This is a genomic window from Pantoea eucrina (genome assembly GCF_001691555.1).
Lineage (GTDB): Bacteria > Pseudomonadota > Gammaproteobacteria > Enterobacterales > Enterobacteriaceae > Pantoea > Pantoea borealis.
This window is the reverse complement of record NZ_MAYN01000006.1, coordinates 145,101-162,152: the sequence shown is the minus strand read 5'-3', so window position 1 is coordinate 162,152 and position 17,052 is coordinate 145,101. Positions and strand designations below refer to the sequence as shown.

Here is a 17,052-nt window from a genome sequence, read left to right as displayed (position 1 = left end):
ACGTCTTCGGTGAACGCACTCTGGCCACACTGGAGCGTCTTCTGAGCCTGCTGTCGGCCTTTGAGGTCGTGGTATGGATGACGGATGGCTGGCCGCTGTACGAATCACGCCTGAAGGGAAAGCTGCACGTTATCAGCAGGCGTTACACTCAGCGCATTGAGCAACATAACCTGAATCTGAGGCAACATCTGGCAAGGCTGGGACGGAAGTCACTGTCGTTCTCAAAATCGGTGGAGCTGCATGACAAGGTCATCGGGCATTATCTGAACATAAAACACTATCAGTAAGTTGGGAGCATTACCAGGCTACGCTTCTAAATATTGCAGTGAGGGCAAAGACTACACTTTTAGCCGGAATACATCAGCATTTAAGCTGACGACTTTAAAAAAATATTATGAAAGCAGCAACCTGCATCTGTCGCTATGAAACCAGCACTTTCACATTGAGCAGTGAAGCCTGTTAGGTTCGCAGAATATGCCGCGTAAGGGCGGACACCAGTTTTATGATTCAGCAGGTTGCTGGTTTCATGGCGTGTTGCAGTGAGCTAACAAAAAAGCCGCGTGATCCTTTACGCGGCCAATCGGTATTTTCATTTTATTTTTTATTATCGGACATACACTCACATACCTGGGTCAGCACAAATACTCCTGCATCATTCAGGTATAGCTTATGTTGTATCAAACAGCCATATGCCTGACCGGGCGAACGCAGCTTTTGAATTCCACGACCGGCTTATTTTCTTTTGAAATTTTAGCTGCGATATTGACTGCACGCCTTACCTTTGTAGCAGGCTTTGCTTTAACTTCGGGCTTTGCCACGCAGTGCGGGCAGGGCTTTACCCCTTTAAAATTGGCTGCTGCCACTGTTCTGGCCTGATTCAGCGAGTAGCAGCTTCCGATAAAGACACGGGCCGCCTGATCGGGCAGGTGTGCGCAGTCAGCACGGTGAAGCAGTAGGCCTTCAGGATTGTTATCGCTTACGTAATATTTTAAAGCCGTATACATGGTAAATCCTTTGCTGTTTATCATCTGATGTTAAATGATATTGATTATTATTAATTTCACCTGATGGGATTTCATGTGTCACAAAAGTGCCGGTGACAAAAACAGTTATGGAATATTCTTATAAGCGGATTAACACAAATAACGCGATCCTTATCAACTACTTTTTTTAGGACAAATTTAATTTTTGGCCTGCAATTAACTTATTGAAGTTAATTTTCTAGATTAAAAAAACTTCAAGCATATGATTTATATGGACTCTTCGCTTTTAATAATTTTATGGGTAGTTCAGACCATATGATCAAAAAAGTATTTCAGTACCATGGCACTCATTTAAAAATTTTGATAAATCACAGTAAGAAATTAACGTGTTCAAATAAAATGAATTAAAGTTATCTGGTACTTCAGTTTTTTGGAAAAAAATTAACAGATGTTTTAGGCCGCATACCGCACACGGTAGGAACAGAAACTCAGTCCGGACTATTGGGCAGCTTTTTCGATACATCTGCTATCAGCGTGTCAGACAGAGCCCGGGCTTTTATGCTGCCCCCAGTCAGGTTGAGCCACTTCCGGTTGGAATCACCACTTTCCTGCACCATCAGCCTGAGACCGTTTAGGCGAATACAGGACGCACGGAAGCTATTGGGATAGATATCGTCTGATCGCTCATAAATTATGTGCAGGATCGTTCGCTGCGGCACCTTCTGGCGCCGATTAAGGGAAAACTGATACAGAATGAGCAAAGTCTGTTTCTGAACAACTGACAAGCGCATACTTGCCTCAGCGCGGCGCGTGCTGCCGGTAATGCACCTGCACGGCATAAAGATGTACAAATTGCCCTCACGTGGCGGGCGTAAAGCAGACTTGTATGATTAAGCGATAAGGACAGGTATTTTCACTATGAGCGTGCCCTTCTCAATCATTTCCTGCAGCAGCGTATCGCGCCAGACTTTCCAATCCAGAGAACGGTGGCAAACGTTTAATCCTGCAGATTAAGATGAACTGTCTGGCCGGTTGCTTCAACACGGGTTTTGATAAAGTACAGGACGGCGCTCTGATCACACGTAAGATTGTCCTTATGGGCGCTGGCAGGCATATGGCCAACATAATCGGTAGTCGCCTGCTTTTATTGCACCTTTGATTCGCTGACGCAGTTTGCGTATCTTGAGACTGCATTTGCCTTTGCCAGCTTCACGTGGGAACTCCCGATCTTCTTCAGAAATAAACGCAGAAATCGGTTTGCCCTTACTGACTGCACTTCAGCCATACAATTAAGCTAGGTCTACTTCGTTTTCGTGGCTTCGATAAGGCATCGTACAGGTATGTTTTGAACGCCAATTCATTCTAAAAGTAAATAAATTGCTGTTTAAGCACATTCACAATATTTTTAGATTTGGGGTCTCATCACATAGCTAGTCTTTGTAATTCTGCTGCAATCATCGCCCTATCAGCTTCTCCCGTAGCTGCGCTGACGGTCAACTCTTCCAGAGCATTACCTTCCGGGTTCAAATCTATACCGTTACGGCGCAGGAAAAGCATCATTGCGAAAAATGCGGTTCGCTTATTATAGTCAGCGAACACATGGCCACGCGCTACGGCTTCAAGATGCGCTGCTGCAATGTGCCATACGTCAGGCAGTTCGCCATATAGGTAGAGTGTGGTAACACGGTCTATCACTGCTTTAGCTTTACTGCGGTCTGCTATACCAGGTAATCCCGGCGCAGTGCTTTCCAGCCTGGCATGAAGCATGATCAGTTCGTCTGCTGTGACAGAACGGTATTCTAATTCCAGCTTCATCGGTCGGCTAAAGCCTTAAACGTATTGGCATGGCGATCCAGAATGTAGTCCATATCCTTTTCAAGCTGGATGCGCTTTAACGACTCAAACTCGCTCTTAGATAGCATTACAACGCTTTCTTTGCCACCATTGCGGGTAACTTCGATTGGCTCAACCAGTGCCGCATCGAGCGTAGCAGCCCAAGTATCGCGTGCTGCCCTGCTGTTAACTGTATTCATGATGACCTCTTAAATATGGTACTCATTTGTGTACGCAAATTATGGTACGCATTTGCGTACGCACTCGCAAATGTTATCAGCAAAATATTGCTGGTTTCATGGTAACGTTAGTCTATTCATGGTAGCCCACTAAGTTAGCAGGCAAATGTTCGTCTATTCATGGTAAACAGGCTCAATCTGTACATATTGCGAACACATTTGGTGGCTGCGCCTTCCTCCACCATGAAATGTAGTGGTCAACTAAAACTGGCCACCGATTTAGAGTTTTTCCAGTATCGCTTTTCCGATTCGTTTGAGGGCAACCCACCGTTTTAATCATGCGGCCTTAGCGAGCTGTAATACCCGACGATATAGTCTGTGATCGCATGAGCAGCTTCGCTAAAGTTTATATAACCTGTCACTGGCACCCACTCGTTTTTCAGACTCCGGAAGAAGCGTTCCATCGGGCTGTTGTCCCAACAGTTTCCACGTCGGCTCATACTTTGCCTGATCCGGCAACGCCACAGTAGTTGCCGGAACTGCCTGCTTGTATAGTAGCTACCCTGGTCACTGTGGAACATCACTCCGGCTGGTTTACCGCGAGCTTCCCACGCCATTTCCAGCGCTTTGATGGTCAGTTTGCTGTCCGGTGAGAATGACATTGCCCAACCTACCGGTTTCCTTGCGAACAGATCGAGAACAACAGCAAGGTAAGCCCAACGCTTGCCTGTCCAGATATACGTCACATCGCCGCACCACACCTGATTCGGTTCTGTCACTGCGAACTGTCGCTCAAGGCGATTCGGGATAACGATGTGTTCAGGACCACCACGTTTATATCGGTGGGTAGGCTGCTGACAACTCACCAGACCCAGTTCTTTCATGAGCCTTCCGGCAAGCCAGCGTCCCATTTTGAAGCCTCTCAGGGTTGCCATAATCGCGATACTTCTTGCGCCAGCAGAACCATGGCTGATGTTATGCAGCTCCAGAACCTGACTGCGTAACACAGCTCGCCTGCCGTCTGGCTTTTCGGGGCTTTTTTCCCAGTATTTGTAGCTGCTGCGATGAACCCCGAACACGTGGCAAAGTGTGACCACAGGATACTGCGCTCTGAGTTTCCCGATTAACGAGAACTGTTCAGGGAGTCTGACATCAAGAGCGCGGTAGCCTTTTTTAATATGTCGTTTTCCATTTCAATGCGTTGTAGCTTTTTCTTCAGCTCACGTATTTCAATCTGTTCCGGGGTTACAGGGGAAACTTTAGGTATTTTGCCCTGTCGTTCATCCCGCAACTGCTTTACCCATCGCGTCATGGTAGAAAGACCCACATCCATAGCACTGGCCGCAGCTGCAACGGTGTAGTTCTGATCAAGGACCAGTTGAGCGGATTCGCGTTTAAACTCTGCGCTGAAATTTCTTTTTTTCATTGAGGCACCTGTAATGTTCTGAGGTGAGCATATCACCTCTGTTCAGGTGGCCAAATTCAGTAAACCACTACAAGAATTAATATTGGTTAAGTTCAGGCAGCGATGGATATAGGGGGCGGTGATATTCTGCTGCTGGCTCTGCGATAATAAAGACGCGTTACGGATAACGATATGATGAACAGGGAAGCACGGACCGGATGTGCCTGACTCCCCGGCTGGGGCGGCCAGAGGCGACACCGCGTTCCACAGCGCATCGCGCTGATGCTGATCCTGCTGTAAACGTTGCTGCTGCTGATTCTGGATATAATCACGGTCGCCCGGATTCAACGGTGCCGCTGCTGCTGAAGCAGTTAATAAGCTGACGCTCAGCGCCAGTACCATCCCTGTATGTGCCATTATAAAGACTTAAGTTAAAGTGATTGTCTGTTTCCTGTCAGTTTGCCTGCACAGAATATCACCTTAACAATCAGAAAGTTCCTGATGGCGCTATAAAACGAGAATGCAATCGTAATATTACTTAAAGCATCGTTCCGGGCTGGCCTAACTCAAATATAAAGAGAGATATTTGCGAGTGCTGATGCAATCGGGAGTATTTTCCAGATATATCGTCTTTTTCTCATTAGCGTTTGCACTGTGATTAAACGTAAACCCGCTCTGATTGGTTAATAAAACCGTATCAGGAGCCCGCTTAAAGAGAGCAGATATAGCTTATTTTTCCCGGTGCAAGGTGGAATGCGTAATTACCATTGCAAATCTAATGCTATCGCATTCTCTCACTGGCAGGATGATACACATCGCTGCGTTCGCGCTTTCCGACTGCGATGATCAGCTGATCGTCGATCACCTGATAAACCAGCCGGAACCCCGACGTTTGCAGTTTGATTTTATCCCGCGCAGTCTGGCAGATGCGATATGGGGGTTATCGCAACACTTCTTCAGCTTTTTCGCAAACTGTTGCCTCTGCTCCGATCACAAGCGCCGCTATGCGTGACGCAGCCGGAGTGTGGCCGGCAGCACTCTGCGGTTACTGGCAGGCTCATCGCCAGCAATCAGCGCGCTCAGCAACGCAAAGCACTCCTGCGCCAGTCGCGGTACATCCTGTTCGACGGTATCAATCGCTACCGACAGTGAATCATAGAGATAGTGGTCATCAAAACTGGCGATGCGGATGTTGCTGTTGAGCAGATGATGCTGGCTCATGTAACGCAGCACCCCTTCCATCAAGCCGCAGGCGGCGGTGAAGATCGCCTGTGGCGGACGACCGAGTCGGGCGCAGAGCGCGGCAAACATCTCATAACCGCTGCTGGGGTGATAGTTACCATGAATAATCCACTCCGGTCGGGGCGTGACGCCCGCCAGCTCCAGCCCCTGCAGAAAGCCGGCAAGGCGATCGCGCGTCGGAGAGAGGCGTGCCTGACCGCCAAGGAAATAGATCTCTTCCGGATTAGCGCGCGCCAGTTGCGCCACTAATTCGGCAGTAGGCGTAACCGCATCCGTGATCACCAGCGGCAGCTGCGTATCATTCATATAGCGGTCAAACAGTACGACCGGCAGCTGTTCGCTGAGTTTTACATAGTCGCTGTCGCCGGACATGCTGGAGGCGACAATCAGCCCGTCCACCTGGCGGGCGACCAGGTTATCCACGACAACCCGCTCCTGGCCGGCATTTTCATCCGTACAGGAGATCAGCAGCTGTAGTCCCGCTTCGCGGCAAAGGTTTTCCAGTGCGTCTGAGAATACGGCAAAACCGTGATTGGTGATCTCCGGCACCACCAGACCCAGCGTATGGCTGCGATTATCGCGCAACAGACGCGCATGAATACTGGCTTGATAATGATGCTCACGGGCCAGGGAGAGCACGCGCTCGCGCGTCTCTTTGGCGACGCGCAGCTCTTTACCCCGGCCGTTCAGCACCAGGCTGGCGGTCGCTTTCGAGACGCCAGCCAGCGCGGCGATATCGGTAATGGTTACGCGTTTGGTTTTTCTCACGTCATGGCATCAGTCAGGGAAACAATAACTTATTGTACCACGCAGCGTCGCAGCGGCCAGTAGCGCGCGGTAACTTCTGTGTCCCCGATCAGCCTGAGTTGCGCCTCCGCTGCCGGAAAATAGCGGCTGCTCATCACGCCCTCGCCTTCGTTGATAAAAATCTCTACGCTGGAGTGGTCGCATAAAATCTGCAGCTGCGTCACTGCTCCCTGCCAGTAGCGATAGTGCCACTCCCCGTTCGACAGGCTGCGACGCGCAAGACGCAGTCCGCTGCTATGCCACTCCAGCAGCAGCGTGTTGGCAAAATCAAGCGTGATACCGCCCGTACCGGTCAGCTCCAGCTCAAGCCGTCGCGCGGCAATAAAGGGGGCATCTGCAGCCAGACCCTGAAAAGCGTGCTCCTCACCGCGCAGCGCCTGCAGCTCAGCTACCGGCCGCTGGTAGAGTTTGCCGTCACGCGTTCCCAGCTCGCGGATACAGGTCATCTGGTGGATCCAGCCGCGGGCGATAGTAGGCTGATATCTCTCTTCACCGTCCGGCACCCCCATCCATGCTACCAGCAGGCGACGGCCATCGGCGGTCAGTGTGGTCTGCGGTGCGTAGAACTCAAAGCCGGCATCCAGCTCATGAAAGTCGCCGTGCGTAAAGCGGGCGGTGTCATAGTCCAGATCGCCTGCCAGCCATGCACTGGGATGCGCATTGAGAAAACGCTGTTCTTCAGGCGTGATCCCCTGCGGACAGCAGATAAGAAACGTACTGTCGCCCAGCGTGAAGAGATCGGGGCACTCCCACATATATCCTGCCGCACCCAGCCCGTTAAGGCCGCTGCCGGCAATCTCCCCGAGCCTGTGCCACGTGTGCATATCGTCAGAGCGCAGCAGCAGAACTTTGCCCTGCAGCGCATTGTCCTGTGCCCCCAGCACCATGTACCAGCTCTCACCATGCCGCCACACTTTTGGATCGCGGACGTGTCCGGTATACCCTTCAGGCAGCGCAATAACGGGTCCCAGCTTATCGAAACCTCCTGCTTCATTCTGTACCGCCAGGCACTGCCACGCGGTACGGCTGCCATCGTCAAACTTCACATTACCGGTGTAAACCAGCGTGAGCGCACCGTGATTGTCCACGGCGCTGCCGGAGTAGCAGCCGCTGCGGTCATACTCTTCATCCGGCATCAGCGCGATCGGCTCATGCTGCCACTGCAGCAGGTCCGCTGAACTCCAGTGCCCCCAGCATTTATGCTGATGCTGGCAGCTCAGCGGGTTCCATTGGTAGAAGAGGTGATAGCGTCCGTTAATGTGGATAAAGCCGTTAGGGTCGTTCAGCAAACCCGTTACAGGCGCAAGATGCCAGCCGGGATAGTGCGCATCGTTTAGCGCGCGCGGCTGACCGCGCATGACCGCCTGCAGGATAGCGGGGAACAGGTTTAATGAGGCCATTATTCTGCGTCCGTTTTGTATTTAAGCAGGTAAGAGATAACAAAGGCTGCGCTGAAAGCGATCACCATACCAATGGCGTAATTGAGCAGCGAGCTGGCCTGCACAATCGCCATGCCCGGAATACCGGTCAGGCCTACAGCCGTCATATAAACATGCACCGAGACAACCCATGCACCTCCCAGCGCACCGCCAATCAGCCCCGCTACGAAAGGTTTCATAAAGCGCAGGTTGATACCAAAAATGGCTGCTTCGGTAATCCCCAGCAGCGCCGAGAAGCCGGAGGGAAGCGCGATAGCTTTAATCTTAATATCTTTTGATTTTAACCATACCGCCAGGCACGCCCCGCCCTGTGCGACGTTAGCCATCGCCCAGATCGGCAGCAGGAAATTCACGCCGATAGACGGGTTGCCCAGCAGCCCCGCTTCAATAGCGTGAAAGCTGTGGTGTACGCCGGTGATCACAATGACAGAGTAGAGACCACCAAACAGTAATCCCGCCAGCCAGCCGGCGTGGGCGATCAGCGTGCTCAGGACAAAGGAGATCCCGTCACCCAGCGCGCGCCCGGCCGGACCGATAATCAGCAGCGCTACAAAACCGGAGATAATCACCGTCAGGAATGGCGTCAGGATCAGATCCAGCGCGTCGGGGATCACCCGGCGTAGCTGTTTCTCCAGTACGCTCATGAACCATACCGCCAGCAGTACCGGGAACACCGTGCCCTGATAGCCAATCATCGCGACTTCGATACCAAAGAAGTTCATGGTATGGAAACCAGCCGCCACGCCCCAGGCGTTGGTCAGCGCCGGATGCGTTAGGATCCCGCCCAGCGTCGCCCCGAGAAACGGATTGCCGCCAAACTCACGTGCGGCAGTGAATCCGATCAGGATTGGCAGAATGATGAATGCCGCTGAGCTGCACATATCCAGCATGATATAGAGTGCATTTTCCGGATTAACCCAGCCGTAGGTTTTCACCATGCCGAGCAGCCCCATCAGCAGACCTGAGGCGACAATGGCCGGAATAATCGGAACAAAAATATTCGACAGCAGACGCGCAATACGCTGAAAAGGATTGAGTTTACGTGCAGCGATATCTGCTGCTTCTGACTTACTGGTTTCGCTGATGCCGGCTTCGCGGATAAAGGCAGCATACACCTTATTCACCACGCCGGTGCCAAAAATGACCTGCAGCTGTCCGGCATTGCGGAAGCACCCTTTTACGCCATCGAGTTTACCGATCGCGGCGGTATCTGCTTTGGCATCATCCACCAGTACCAGACGCAGACGGGTAGCGCAGTGCGCCGCGCTGGCAATATTTTCCCGGCCTCCCAGCAGCGGCAGCAGCGCGCGGGAGATCTGTACAACATCCATAGTAACCTCTGTTTTTCGTTGTTATGCCTGCCAGAATGTGGCCCCCGCAGGGGCCGGAGAATCAGAACCAGGTTTCCATCTGCACGCCAAAGTTCCACTCGCCGCCAGATTTAAAGCCGCTGCTGCCAAAGGCGTCATCGCCCGCATAGTTATCCAGACGGTGATCCCAGTCCATCCAGCTGGCAAACAGACGGATTTCAGGGCGCTTGAGGAAGTCGCCGACGTCGCTGGCTTTCAGCGTCGGCGCTACGGTGAGCTTGTAAAAATTGCCACTCACGGCATTGCGGCTGTTGTAGCCTTCAGGCCGCAGATCCATGTACTGATATGAGCCTTCATACTGCATCTCAAAGTTCTGCGTGAATTCCTGAATCAGGCGCAGGTTCGCGGTCGCCCATTCATAGCTGTCGCCTTTGACGTAGCGATCTTTGCTGCTCTGTGCCAGCAGTGCTGGCGCAATATGCCAGCCGCCGCCCAGCGGCGTAATGCCGTAGCTTGCGAGGCGCCAGGTATCGGCTTCCGGCAGCAGCGCACCGTCAGATCCCAGCGTTTTCACTTCCGCGCCCAGACCGTGGCCGTAGAGCAGGGCCGTTTTAGCCGAGCCTTCGCGCAGGCCGTAGAAAGTATCGTTATGGATGCCCGCTAATACGTGCACGCCGGTGTTAGCCGCGTCGCTTTTCACGCGATTTCCTTCGATATCGGTGCGCTGGTCATTATCTTTAGCGCGCATGCCGCTGAGCATCAGCTGCAGCGGTCCGGTGAAGTTATTCAGTGAAAGAATGTAGTTCTGCGCGGTGTTTTCATTATTTTCGATATCACCAAAGGTACGTCCGTAAAGTGACAGGTTACTGCGTGTGGTTTCGCCCCACTTCATGTCGTAGATCCCGGCACCGGTACCCGCAAGAAACACGACGTCGGAGTCGATCCAGTGAATATCAAAGTTGTCGCGATCGAAGCGTTTACCCGCCCAGACGGTAGAGTCTTTGAAAGCGCCGGAGAAAGTGGGCAGCTGCCCCAGCTCAACAAATGCCTGACGCAGGTTGAGATCGCTGCTGGCCGCTGTCCAGTCATTGTAAGTACGCTGCCCGTCCGCCAGCATCGCTTTAAAGCGGGTGGTGGCCCCGTTTGCCAGCGTCTCTTTGTGCTCCAGATTCAGTTCAACATAGGTGTCAGGCTCGTTGCCCAGCCGGCCCACATGTCCTCCGGTCTCGCCAGCCGGCGTAACGGTCGGACCACCCTGCGTTTTGGCCGCTGAACTGTTCATCAGCAGGCCGGAGCGGGCATAACCATGAAACTCAAATCCGCTATCCTCGCTGCCTGTCGTCGCGGGTGCGGCTTTTGCCGTACGCTGTTCAACCCGGGCAATCGCCGTCTGATTTTTCTGCTGGGCGGTGGCCAGCATTTGTGCCTGTTTTTCTGCTGCTTTTGCGCGGGTTTCTGCAAGGTCAGCACGCTGTTCTGCCGCCGCGAGACGTTTTTCCATTGCTGCAAGACGCGCTTCAATACTGCTCATATCGGTGGCGGACCACGCTGTTCCTGAACTTAATAAGGCGCTGAGGGTAAGGGCGAGGATGCTTTTTTTCATGGTATGGCGTCCCTGAGAGGTAGCTATTATCAGATATTGTTTTTTGCTAAACCGATTTAGTAGCTGAATCCTGATGAACTTTGTTACTGTGCGCAACTGATTTTGCTAAACCGTTTTAAGTGATGTGAAGTACATCGCAAAATAGTGCAGGAAAACGCAAAGGGACGTCTCAGGTGGGTAATACATGGGGGAGAGAGAAGCAGGAGAAAGAGGGAAAAAAGAGCAGAGCCAGGCTCTGCTCCATGCGGTTACTCTTTAGCAATCGGCGCCTGATCTACGGTGACTTTTTCATCGCCCTGAATCTGCCCGATACGCTGTTCCGTTTTGCTGACGGCGTCAGCATCTTTCAGCAGCGTGTAAGTCAGCTCAAACGTGGTGCTCTGGCCCGGCTGTAGCTGCTTAACCCTGCCCTGCTCTTTTTCAATGGTGACCGGATAGGCATAGCTGGTACCGGGTTCAATACCGGTAACGTAGCCCTGTTTAAGCGTGTCGGTGTTTTTCCACATGGTCAGCACCGGCAGCTGGCGGGTATCAAACTCGATTGATGCCCCTTTATCGCCTTTGCTGTTAACCACCGCCGCCAGCGTTTTTCCGTTGCTGTCCGCTTTCGGCACCAGGTTAAATACCATCTCATCAAAATCTCTGGCAGGCGCATCATAGACGTTCCAGCTATTCAGCCCTTTCTGCGCGTAATCGTTAAAAGGCGAGACAGATTTCAGCGGTGCGATAAAGCGGGCATCTTTCTCCAGAATCGGCGTGCCGAAATTGCTGTGATAGATGATCTGATAATCCTGCGGATAATCGCCGTGGTTGGTTAACACATCATGCAGTGTGAAGGCATCTGTACCCGGCACGTAACGGAGCTCTGTCCAGGTGGCGAGGTTCGATTTTTTGAACGTATGCTCTTTCAGCAGGCCGCGAATGCGGATTTCATGCGGGGCTTTATCATCCACGGTGACTTCAACCTGCGAAGCGGGTGTGTTGCCCGCTTTACCGTGCAGCGTATAGATGCGGCCATCTTTAGTGACCGGATGCCCGGTCCACTCATAGCCGCAGCGCACCATCATTTCATTAAAGCCATCAAGCCAGCCGAGACCGTTGCGGCTCTCCAGATTGATATAGGCCGGGTTGACCACTTCATCTACCGGCGAATCCCAGCCCAGACGCACGCCGTGTCCCCTGACGTACAGTAAATCCATCCCGCGCGTCGGGCTGAGCGCGATGGTCAGGCCCTCCGGACTGGTAATCGTAATGACTTTCGAACCTTCCTGTTTGCCGCCATGCAGCACTTTTTGTTCGATGCTGAACGGCTGGCCGCCCAGCTTCAGCGTTTTGCTGTCGATGTGCCAGTTTCCCTTCTCTGTACTTGCTTCAGCATCCGTCAGCACCCATGTCTGTGCTGCTGCCTGAACGCTGATCCCCGCCATGACCACACCGGCCAATAATGCTAATTTCATAATGATGCATCCTTTGCTGAATTGATTTAGCTAATGTCAGCTAAGCGTACAAACATGAGGAAAATGAAACCGTGAGGTGCTTCACTTCGGTCGGTTATACCGTCAGTAATCTCTGTAAATTTGGGTTAGATCACATTTTGAGAGGTTAAGACGGCGTTTTTAGACGCACAGAGAGAGAAATCAAGCTGAAATGGTGGTGTTTGGTTTAATCGTTTCAGCTTTAAAGGGGTAGGATAAATAAACGCGTGCTGCCTGATGCTCAGTTGCGAAAACAGCCGGGTTGCGGAATGGTGTCGTTTAAGAGGGTTTGAAGTCTGATGGAACGAAATAGTTTTAGCAACAACTCCGTCAGCATCCTGTCAGGCCGGTTATCACATCCGGTAAGCAGCGTTGCAACCACCACGACAACCACGTCTTTACTGAGGAATTTTAACTTCTTTCTCAGCAACGAAATTAAAGCGGGCCAGGGCATGCTCCCCGCCCGGCAGTTTCCGGGTTTCCATCAGCGAAATGCCCAGCATATCCTGCAGAGCGAGGAACACCGAAGAGGCAAGCGGATGGTACTCCAGCCTAACGTTCAGCCCGGTAACCGGGCTGTTGTTCTCATCCACGAACTGAAGCTCAAGCCAGTGCTTCCGCTGTTCGCCGCGACACTGAACGGTTTTGTATGTGCCTCTGAGACTTGTGACCAGAGTATTGTCACCGATGATTTCCACGCCAATTCCTTTTGAGCAGTAAGGTTAACCAGCGCGCATCATACCCTGGATAGTTTCCCTGCTAAATTATTAAGCTGAAAAACGGACCTGAAAATCGCGGATTCAGGGCGGGTATGCTTACCCATGAACTGTTAGCTATGAAAATATGAAGGCGGGTATTTATGGAGCTAATGCGACGGGTGTAAACTCACCTAAATCACCTTTTAGCGGCTTCACTGACTGGCGCGGATCTACCGAAGCAGCAATGCGTATGTTCATAAAATCCACTATCCGTCGCGCATTTTGCTTATCCATTTTACGCAACACTTTCAGTGCACGGTCAGAGTAATTAATCGTCCAGACCAAGTGACTTCCTCACGTCTTCGGACGAATGCATGGATTCCTCTCCACGCCTGATGCGCTCAACTGTTTCCGCTGCTAAGTAATAATCCTCAAGATCTTCAAGATGCGTAAGGATAGCTTCGCGTGCATAGAACGTCTTTGTTCTACCGGTTTTTTTCGCCAGCGAGTCCAGACGGGACTCAATATCATCAGATAAACGGATAGCAAGCATAACGGCCCCTGAATTTAAGTGCTGTACATGGATAGCAAAAATCATAACCCTGTCAGGATGAAAAAAAACCAATCACTGGTTGAAACAACAGCATTAAACATGACATGTCCCTGCTATGCTTTTCCTCGCTGTAATCTTACATCCTGCTTACCGGCCGGCCTGCTGCTCCCGGCACGGTGCTAATGGCCTTCAAGCCCCCTTTAATCAGGCAAGCTGCTGCTGCAGCTGATCAAGATAAGGCAGCGCGGTCATTGCGCCTTTCGCCGTGGTTGCCAGCCCGCCGCAGATCTGCGCGCGCTCCAGACACTCTCTGAGCTGCACGTCATCCTGCGGCAAACCCTGTCCGGCTAAATGCCACAGCAGCCCGGCAACAAAAGCGTCTCCGGCGCCGGTCGTATCCACACTGACAACCGGGCGCGTCGGATAGTGCTGCAGCGTGCCACGGGACCATGCCTGCACGCCCTGGCGGCCCTGGGTAACCAGAATAAGCCTGATAGCATATTGCTCAGCCAGCTGCTGCATACCTGCCGCGATATCGCTGGTGTTACAGATAAAGGTCAGCTCTTCTTCTGAAAGCTTTACTACGTCAGCAAGAGCCAGCGCACGGGCAAGCGCGTCGCGCAGCTCCGCTTCATCTGCCCATAAATCGTGCCGGATGTTGGGGTCAAAACTCACAAAGCCGCCCGATTCATGCAGTTGCTGCATCGCCGTCAGCGTGGTGTTTCGTGAGGGATCTCTGAGCAGTGCAATCGAACAGCAGTGCAGCCATTCGCCCGCCCGGAAAGCTGGCAGCTCGTGCGTTTCGATAAACAGATCTGCTGAAGGACGCACCATAAAAGTAAAGTTGCGCTCACCGTCTGCGTCCAGCGCCACCACGACAACCGAGGTGCGCTGCGTGTTATCTGGCTGCATAAACTCGGTGTTTACCTGCTCGGCATTAAGCGTATCAATCAGGAACGTGCCAAAGGGATCGCCGCCTACTTTACCAATAAAGCCGCTGTTGCCCTGAAGCCTGGCGATACCCACCGCCACATTGGCGGGCGCACCGCCGGGACACTGAATCAATCTGTTATCACACTCCGGCAGCAGATCCACAACTGCATCGCCCAGACACCATACCCGTTTGACCATTTCACTTCTCCTGATCGCAAGCTAAATCGGTTTAGCAATAACATATTATTATGCACAAACGGAGGGGGTTAGAAAGGTTCAGGCCACTTTTTTGCGAAAGTGTGCGGGTGATACCAGATTTTATGGGTGCAGAAGTTGATGGGCAGAGTGTTCAGAGGGTGGCTGAAGGCTAGCCGACAGGTACAATCCGGCAGCCAGCCGGGCTGTAAAACTTTATCAGGCTGCAGTCAGCAATGTGCGATCGGGGCCGCTTAGCATCACCGGTTTATCGTTGCGCAGTTTTTCACGATAGTTCCACTGCATCAGCTGCGAGATCCCTGCTCCACACCACATCATATGGTGATCGTGCCGATAAATTGAGGTGGCCGGCAACCCGGTCACATTCTCGGAAATCTCGACCCGGCAGCCCTGCCCGGTCAGGCGAATAGCTTCCAGCCAGATTTCGGTTGCGTCTGTCACGCTGATAGCTTCCAGAAAAACAGGGACAGTTTTACGACGCTCCGATGCACGCATGATACAGCGTGCGTGAAAAACCACGGCATCATGAAAGCGTGATTGCTTTATAACCGAATCTGCGCTGTTATCACTGCGCAGCAGCAGGTTCAGCGGCTTCAGATAAGCGTTAACAAAATCATCACCGCTGTAGTCGCTGCCCATCTGTCGCATGCGCGCCTGCAGCGCTAAATCCGAGCTGTCGCGCAGCTGGTCCGTCATCTCTTCCTGCCGGCATTGCCAGCGATTTTGCGGCAGCGGTGACCTGCCCTGCAGAAAGGCGTAAATTTCAGGCAGCGTGCTGCCGGTAGCCGTCAGGTCCAGCACGCTATAGATACGCGTTAGCTGTCCGCTGGTGTATTCACCATTATGCTGTGGCTGGGTAATCAGGCCTGCGCGCTTCCAGTTGCGTAAGGTGGCGGGTAAAAGGCCGGTGAGGTCGCAGATGGCCTCGACAGAATATAAACTCATTACAGGTCCCCCGATATCGGGTGTGGGTCAGCAGCTCAGAACGCTGCCGACGAACCCCTATTGTGCGCTTAGTTATCCGCAATTGATACCGTATTGACATTGATTTGCATAAAACTTGCAGCGTTCTGACTGTAAACCGCAGCGGCAGGAAAAACGCTCTGCCGTACCTTATCGCAGAATACGTTTTTGCTTTGCTGCATCCAGCCAGTCACGAAACTCCACCAGCAGCCAGTCGTAAAGCTGCTCATCGCTGATATTTCCGACATCATCAACCGGAAAAAAATGTGTATTGTCGATCAGGCGATCGGTAAAGGTATCCAGACGCTCCAGCACGCCATAATTATTGCCGCCCAGGCCTAAGAATTTATAAAAAACTGGCAGTGTGGCGGACTCTCTGAGTTTCTCTTTGATAAGGCGTGTTTTATTGATGCCGCCATCGGTAATAAAGACCACATACACCGGTAGTGTGGCGTCGCGATAGGTATTGTTAATCGCTTCCAGTACCGGTGGCTCATTGTTCGTGCCGCCCAGACCCGGCAGGATTTCCCACATCGTCCGCCTGCCGTCGTTGCGAATACGATCGATGTAACCCTCAAGGTTATCCAGTGACACATCCTCGTACTGACGAAATTTTTCGCCAAACGCCCAGACCGGCATGCTGCCGTCATCATCAAACTGCACGGCCAGCGCCGCTACCCGCTCCAGCACCTTCTGCACATTACCGCGCTTAAACTGTGCCGTCATGGAGCCTGACGCATCCAGCACAAAGGCGACCTGCGCTTTAACTTCTGAGAGCCGGTGTTTCTCCAGACTGACGCGGATTGGTTTTGCCAGGCTGACCAGTTGCGGCAGTTTTTCAAGCTTCTTCTCCAGGCTAACCGCGGGTACTGATGCGATCACAGGTTCTGCTACATCCACGCCAAAATGCAGCGCCAGCGGATGAAGGCCTCCATCAAATCCCTGCCCGACCGCTCGCAGTTTCCACTGTTCGTTATGACGATAGAGATGGCAGACAATCAGGGCTTTCTCGCGTCGATCGCCGGGTGCGATATCGTAGCGATGTTCACCACACTGCAGAGTAAGCTGCTGTAAACCCCCTACTGTATCGCTGCCATCGATAACCAGCGTAACAGCAATACGCATGACGGCAGCGGGTAGCGCGTGAAGCTGAATCTGAAAACGCGCCTCTCCGGCATGGCTGTGCATGACAATACTGCGGTTTTCGTTATGCGGCTGGTTGAAAAAAATCATCGACGAATCACCGAGGACTTTTTCATTTGCGCCGAGCAAAAACGCTGAAGCATCAATGTCGCTGCTGAATCCAGGCCTGGTTTTCCAGGTCAGGCAGAGTTCAGGACACGTGCTATTAAGAGCAATATTCTGTCCGGTGGTCAGTTCCATATTTCACTCCCTGTGGGTGGTTAACAGACA

The 17,052-nt window shown here is 52.3% G+C and carries 15 protein-coding genes and 2 pseudogenes; 1 reads left to right on the top strand and 16 read right to left on the bottom strand.

Annotated elements, in window-relative coordinates; all coding sequences use genetic code 11:
* Positions 1-287: IS1 family transposase (locus BBA90_RS19520; RefSeq protein ID WP_240484882.1), on the top strand; the 287-nt coding region annotated here is incomplete at its 5' end.
* A gap of 390 nt (positions 288-677) precedes the next feature.
* Here BBA90_RS19520 and BBA90_RS19405 read toward each other — a convergent pair.
* The 16 genes and pseudogenes from BBA90_RS19405 to BBA90_RS04015 all read right to left on the bottom strand — a co-directional run bounded on the left by BBA90_RS19405 (position 678) and on the right by BBA90_RS04015 (position 17,022).
* Entirely contained in the window at positions 678-1,004 is a 327-nt protein-coding gene (locus tag BBA90_RS19405) for a hypothetical protein (protein WP_065648040.1), read from the bottom strand.
* A 1,401-nt stretch (positions 1,005-2,405) separates the two neighbouring features.
* Positions 2,406-2,798 (bottom strand): type II toxin-antitoxin system death-on-curing family toxin, encoded by a 393-nt coding sequence (locus BBA90_RS04090; RefSeq protein WP_065648038.1) that lies wholly within the window; start codon positions 2,796-2,798, stop codon positions 2,406-2,408.
* On the bottom strand, positions 2,795-3,016 hold the full coding sequence (locus BBA90_RS04085) for a type II toxin-antitoxin system Phd/YefM family antitoxin (RefSeq protein WP_065648037.1): 222 nt from the start codon (positions 3,014-3,016) through the stop codon (positions 2,795-2,797). The genes BBA90_RS04090 and BBA90_RS04085 overlap by 4 nt, the downstream gene beginning before the upstream one ends.
* A gap of 236 nt (positions 3,017-3,252) precedes the next feature.
* A pseudogene (locus tag BBA90_RS04080) lies at positions 3,253-4,421 on the bottom strand (IS3 family transposase).
* A 42-nt stretch (positions 4,422-4,463) separates the two neighbouring features.
* Positions 4,464-4,817 carry a POTRA domain-containing protein gene (locus BBA90_RS04070; protein WP_065648034.1) on the bottom strand — a complete coding sequence of 118 codons (354 nt, stop codon included), beginning with the start codon at positions 4,815-4,817 and terminating at the stop codon, positions 4,464-4,466.
* Between the two features lie 364 nt (positions 4,818-5,181).
* Positions 5,182-5,381, bottom strand: a pseudogene (locus BBA90_RS18680) (type II toxin-antitoxin system RelE family toxin); the annotation flags it as partial.
* A 21-nt stretch (positions 5,382-5,402) separates the two neighbouring features.
* On the bottom strand, positions 5,403-6,410 hold the full coding sequence (locus BBA90_RS04060; RefSeq protein WP_065648032.1) for a substrate-binding domain-containing protein: 1,008 nt from the start codon (positions 6,408-6,410) through the stop codon (positions 5,403-5,405).
* Positions 6,411-6,439: 29 nt separating this feature from the next.
* On the bottom strand, positions 6,440-7,849 hold the full coding sequence (locus tag BBA90_RS04055; RefSeq protein WP_065648031.1) for a sucrose-6-phosphate hydrolase: 1,410 nt from the start codon (positions 7,847-7,849) through the stop codon (positions 6,440-6,442).
* The gene (locus BBA90_RS04050) at positions 7,849-9,219 is read right to left on the bottom strand and encodes a sucrose-specific PTS transporter subunit IIBC (RefSeq protein ID WP_065648030.1); all 1,371 of its coding nucleotides are present in this window, start codon (positions 9,217-9,219) and stop codon (positions 7,849-7,851) included. Before BBA90_RS04050 ends, BBA90_RS04055 begins: the two co-directional genes overlap by 1 nt.
* Before the next feature lie 61 nt (positions 9,220-9,280).
* Entirely contained in the window at positions 9,281-10,801 is a 1,521-nt protein-coding gene (locus tag BBA90_RS04045; RefSeq protein WP_065648029.1) for a carbohydrate porin, read from the bottom strand.
* 248 nt (positions 10,802-11,049) lie between these two features.
* Positions 11,050-12,258, bottom strand: a complete 1,209-nt coding sequence (locus BBA90_RS04040; protein ID WP_065648028.1) for an aldose 1-epimerase family protein — start codon at positions 12,256-12,258, stop codon at positions 11,050-11,052.
* 416 nt (positions 12,259-12,674) lie between these two features.
* Positions 12,675-12,974 (bottom strand): hypothetical protein, encoded by a 300-nt coding sequence (locus BBA90_RS19515; protein WP_065648027.1) that lies wholly within the window; start codon positions 12,972-12,974, stop codon positions 12,675-12,677.
* Between the two features lie 328 nt (positions 12,975-13,302).
* A complete protein-coding gene (gene relB / locus BBA90_RS04030) occupies positions 13,303-13,527 on the bottom strand; it encodes a type II toxin-antitoxin system RelB family antitoxin (RefSeq protein WP_065648026.1) in 225 nt (74 codons plus the stop codon).
* Between the two features lie 204 nt (positions 13,528-13,731).
* Positions 13,732-14,658, bottom strand: coding sequence for an aminoimidazole riboside kinase (locus tag BBA90_RS04025; RefSeq protein WP_065648025.1), 927 nt, complete (start codon positions 14,656-14,658; stop codon positions 13,732-13,734).
* A 216-nt stretch (positions 14,659-14,874) separates the two neighbouring features.
* Positions 14,875-15,621: a MerR family transcriptional regulator gene (locus BBA90_RS04020; protein ID WP_065648024.1), complete on the bottom strand. Its 747-nt coding sequence runs from the start codon at positions 15,619-15,621 to the stop codon at positions 14,875-14,877.
* Between the two features lie 168 nt (positions 15,622-15,789).
* A complete protein-coding gene (locus BBA90_RS04015) occupies positions 15,790-17,022 on the bottom strand; it encodes a vWA domain-containing protein (RefSeq protein WP_065648023.1) in 1,233 nt (410 codons plus the stop codon).
* Positions 17,023-17,052 lie beyond the last annotated feature (30 nt).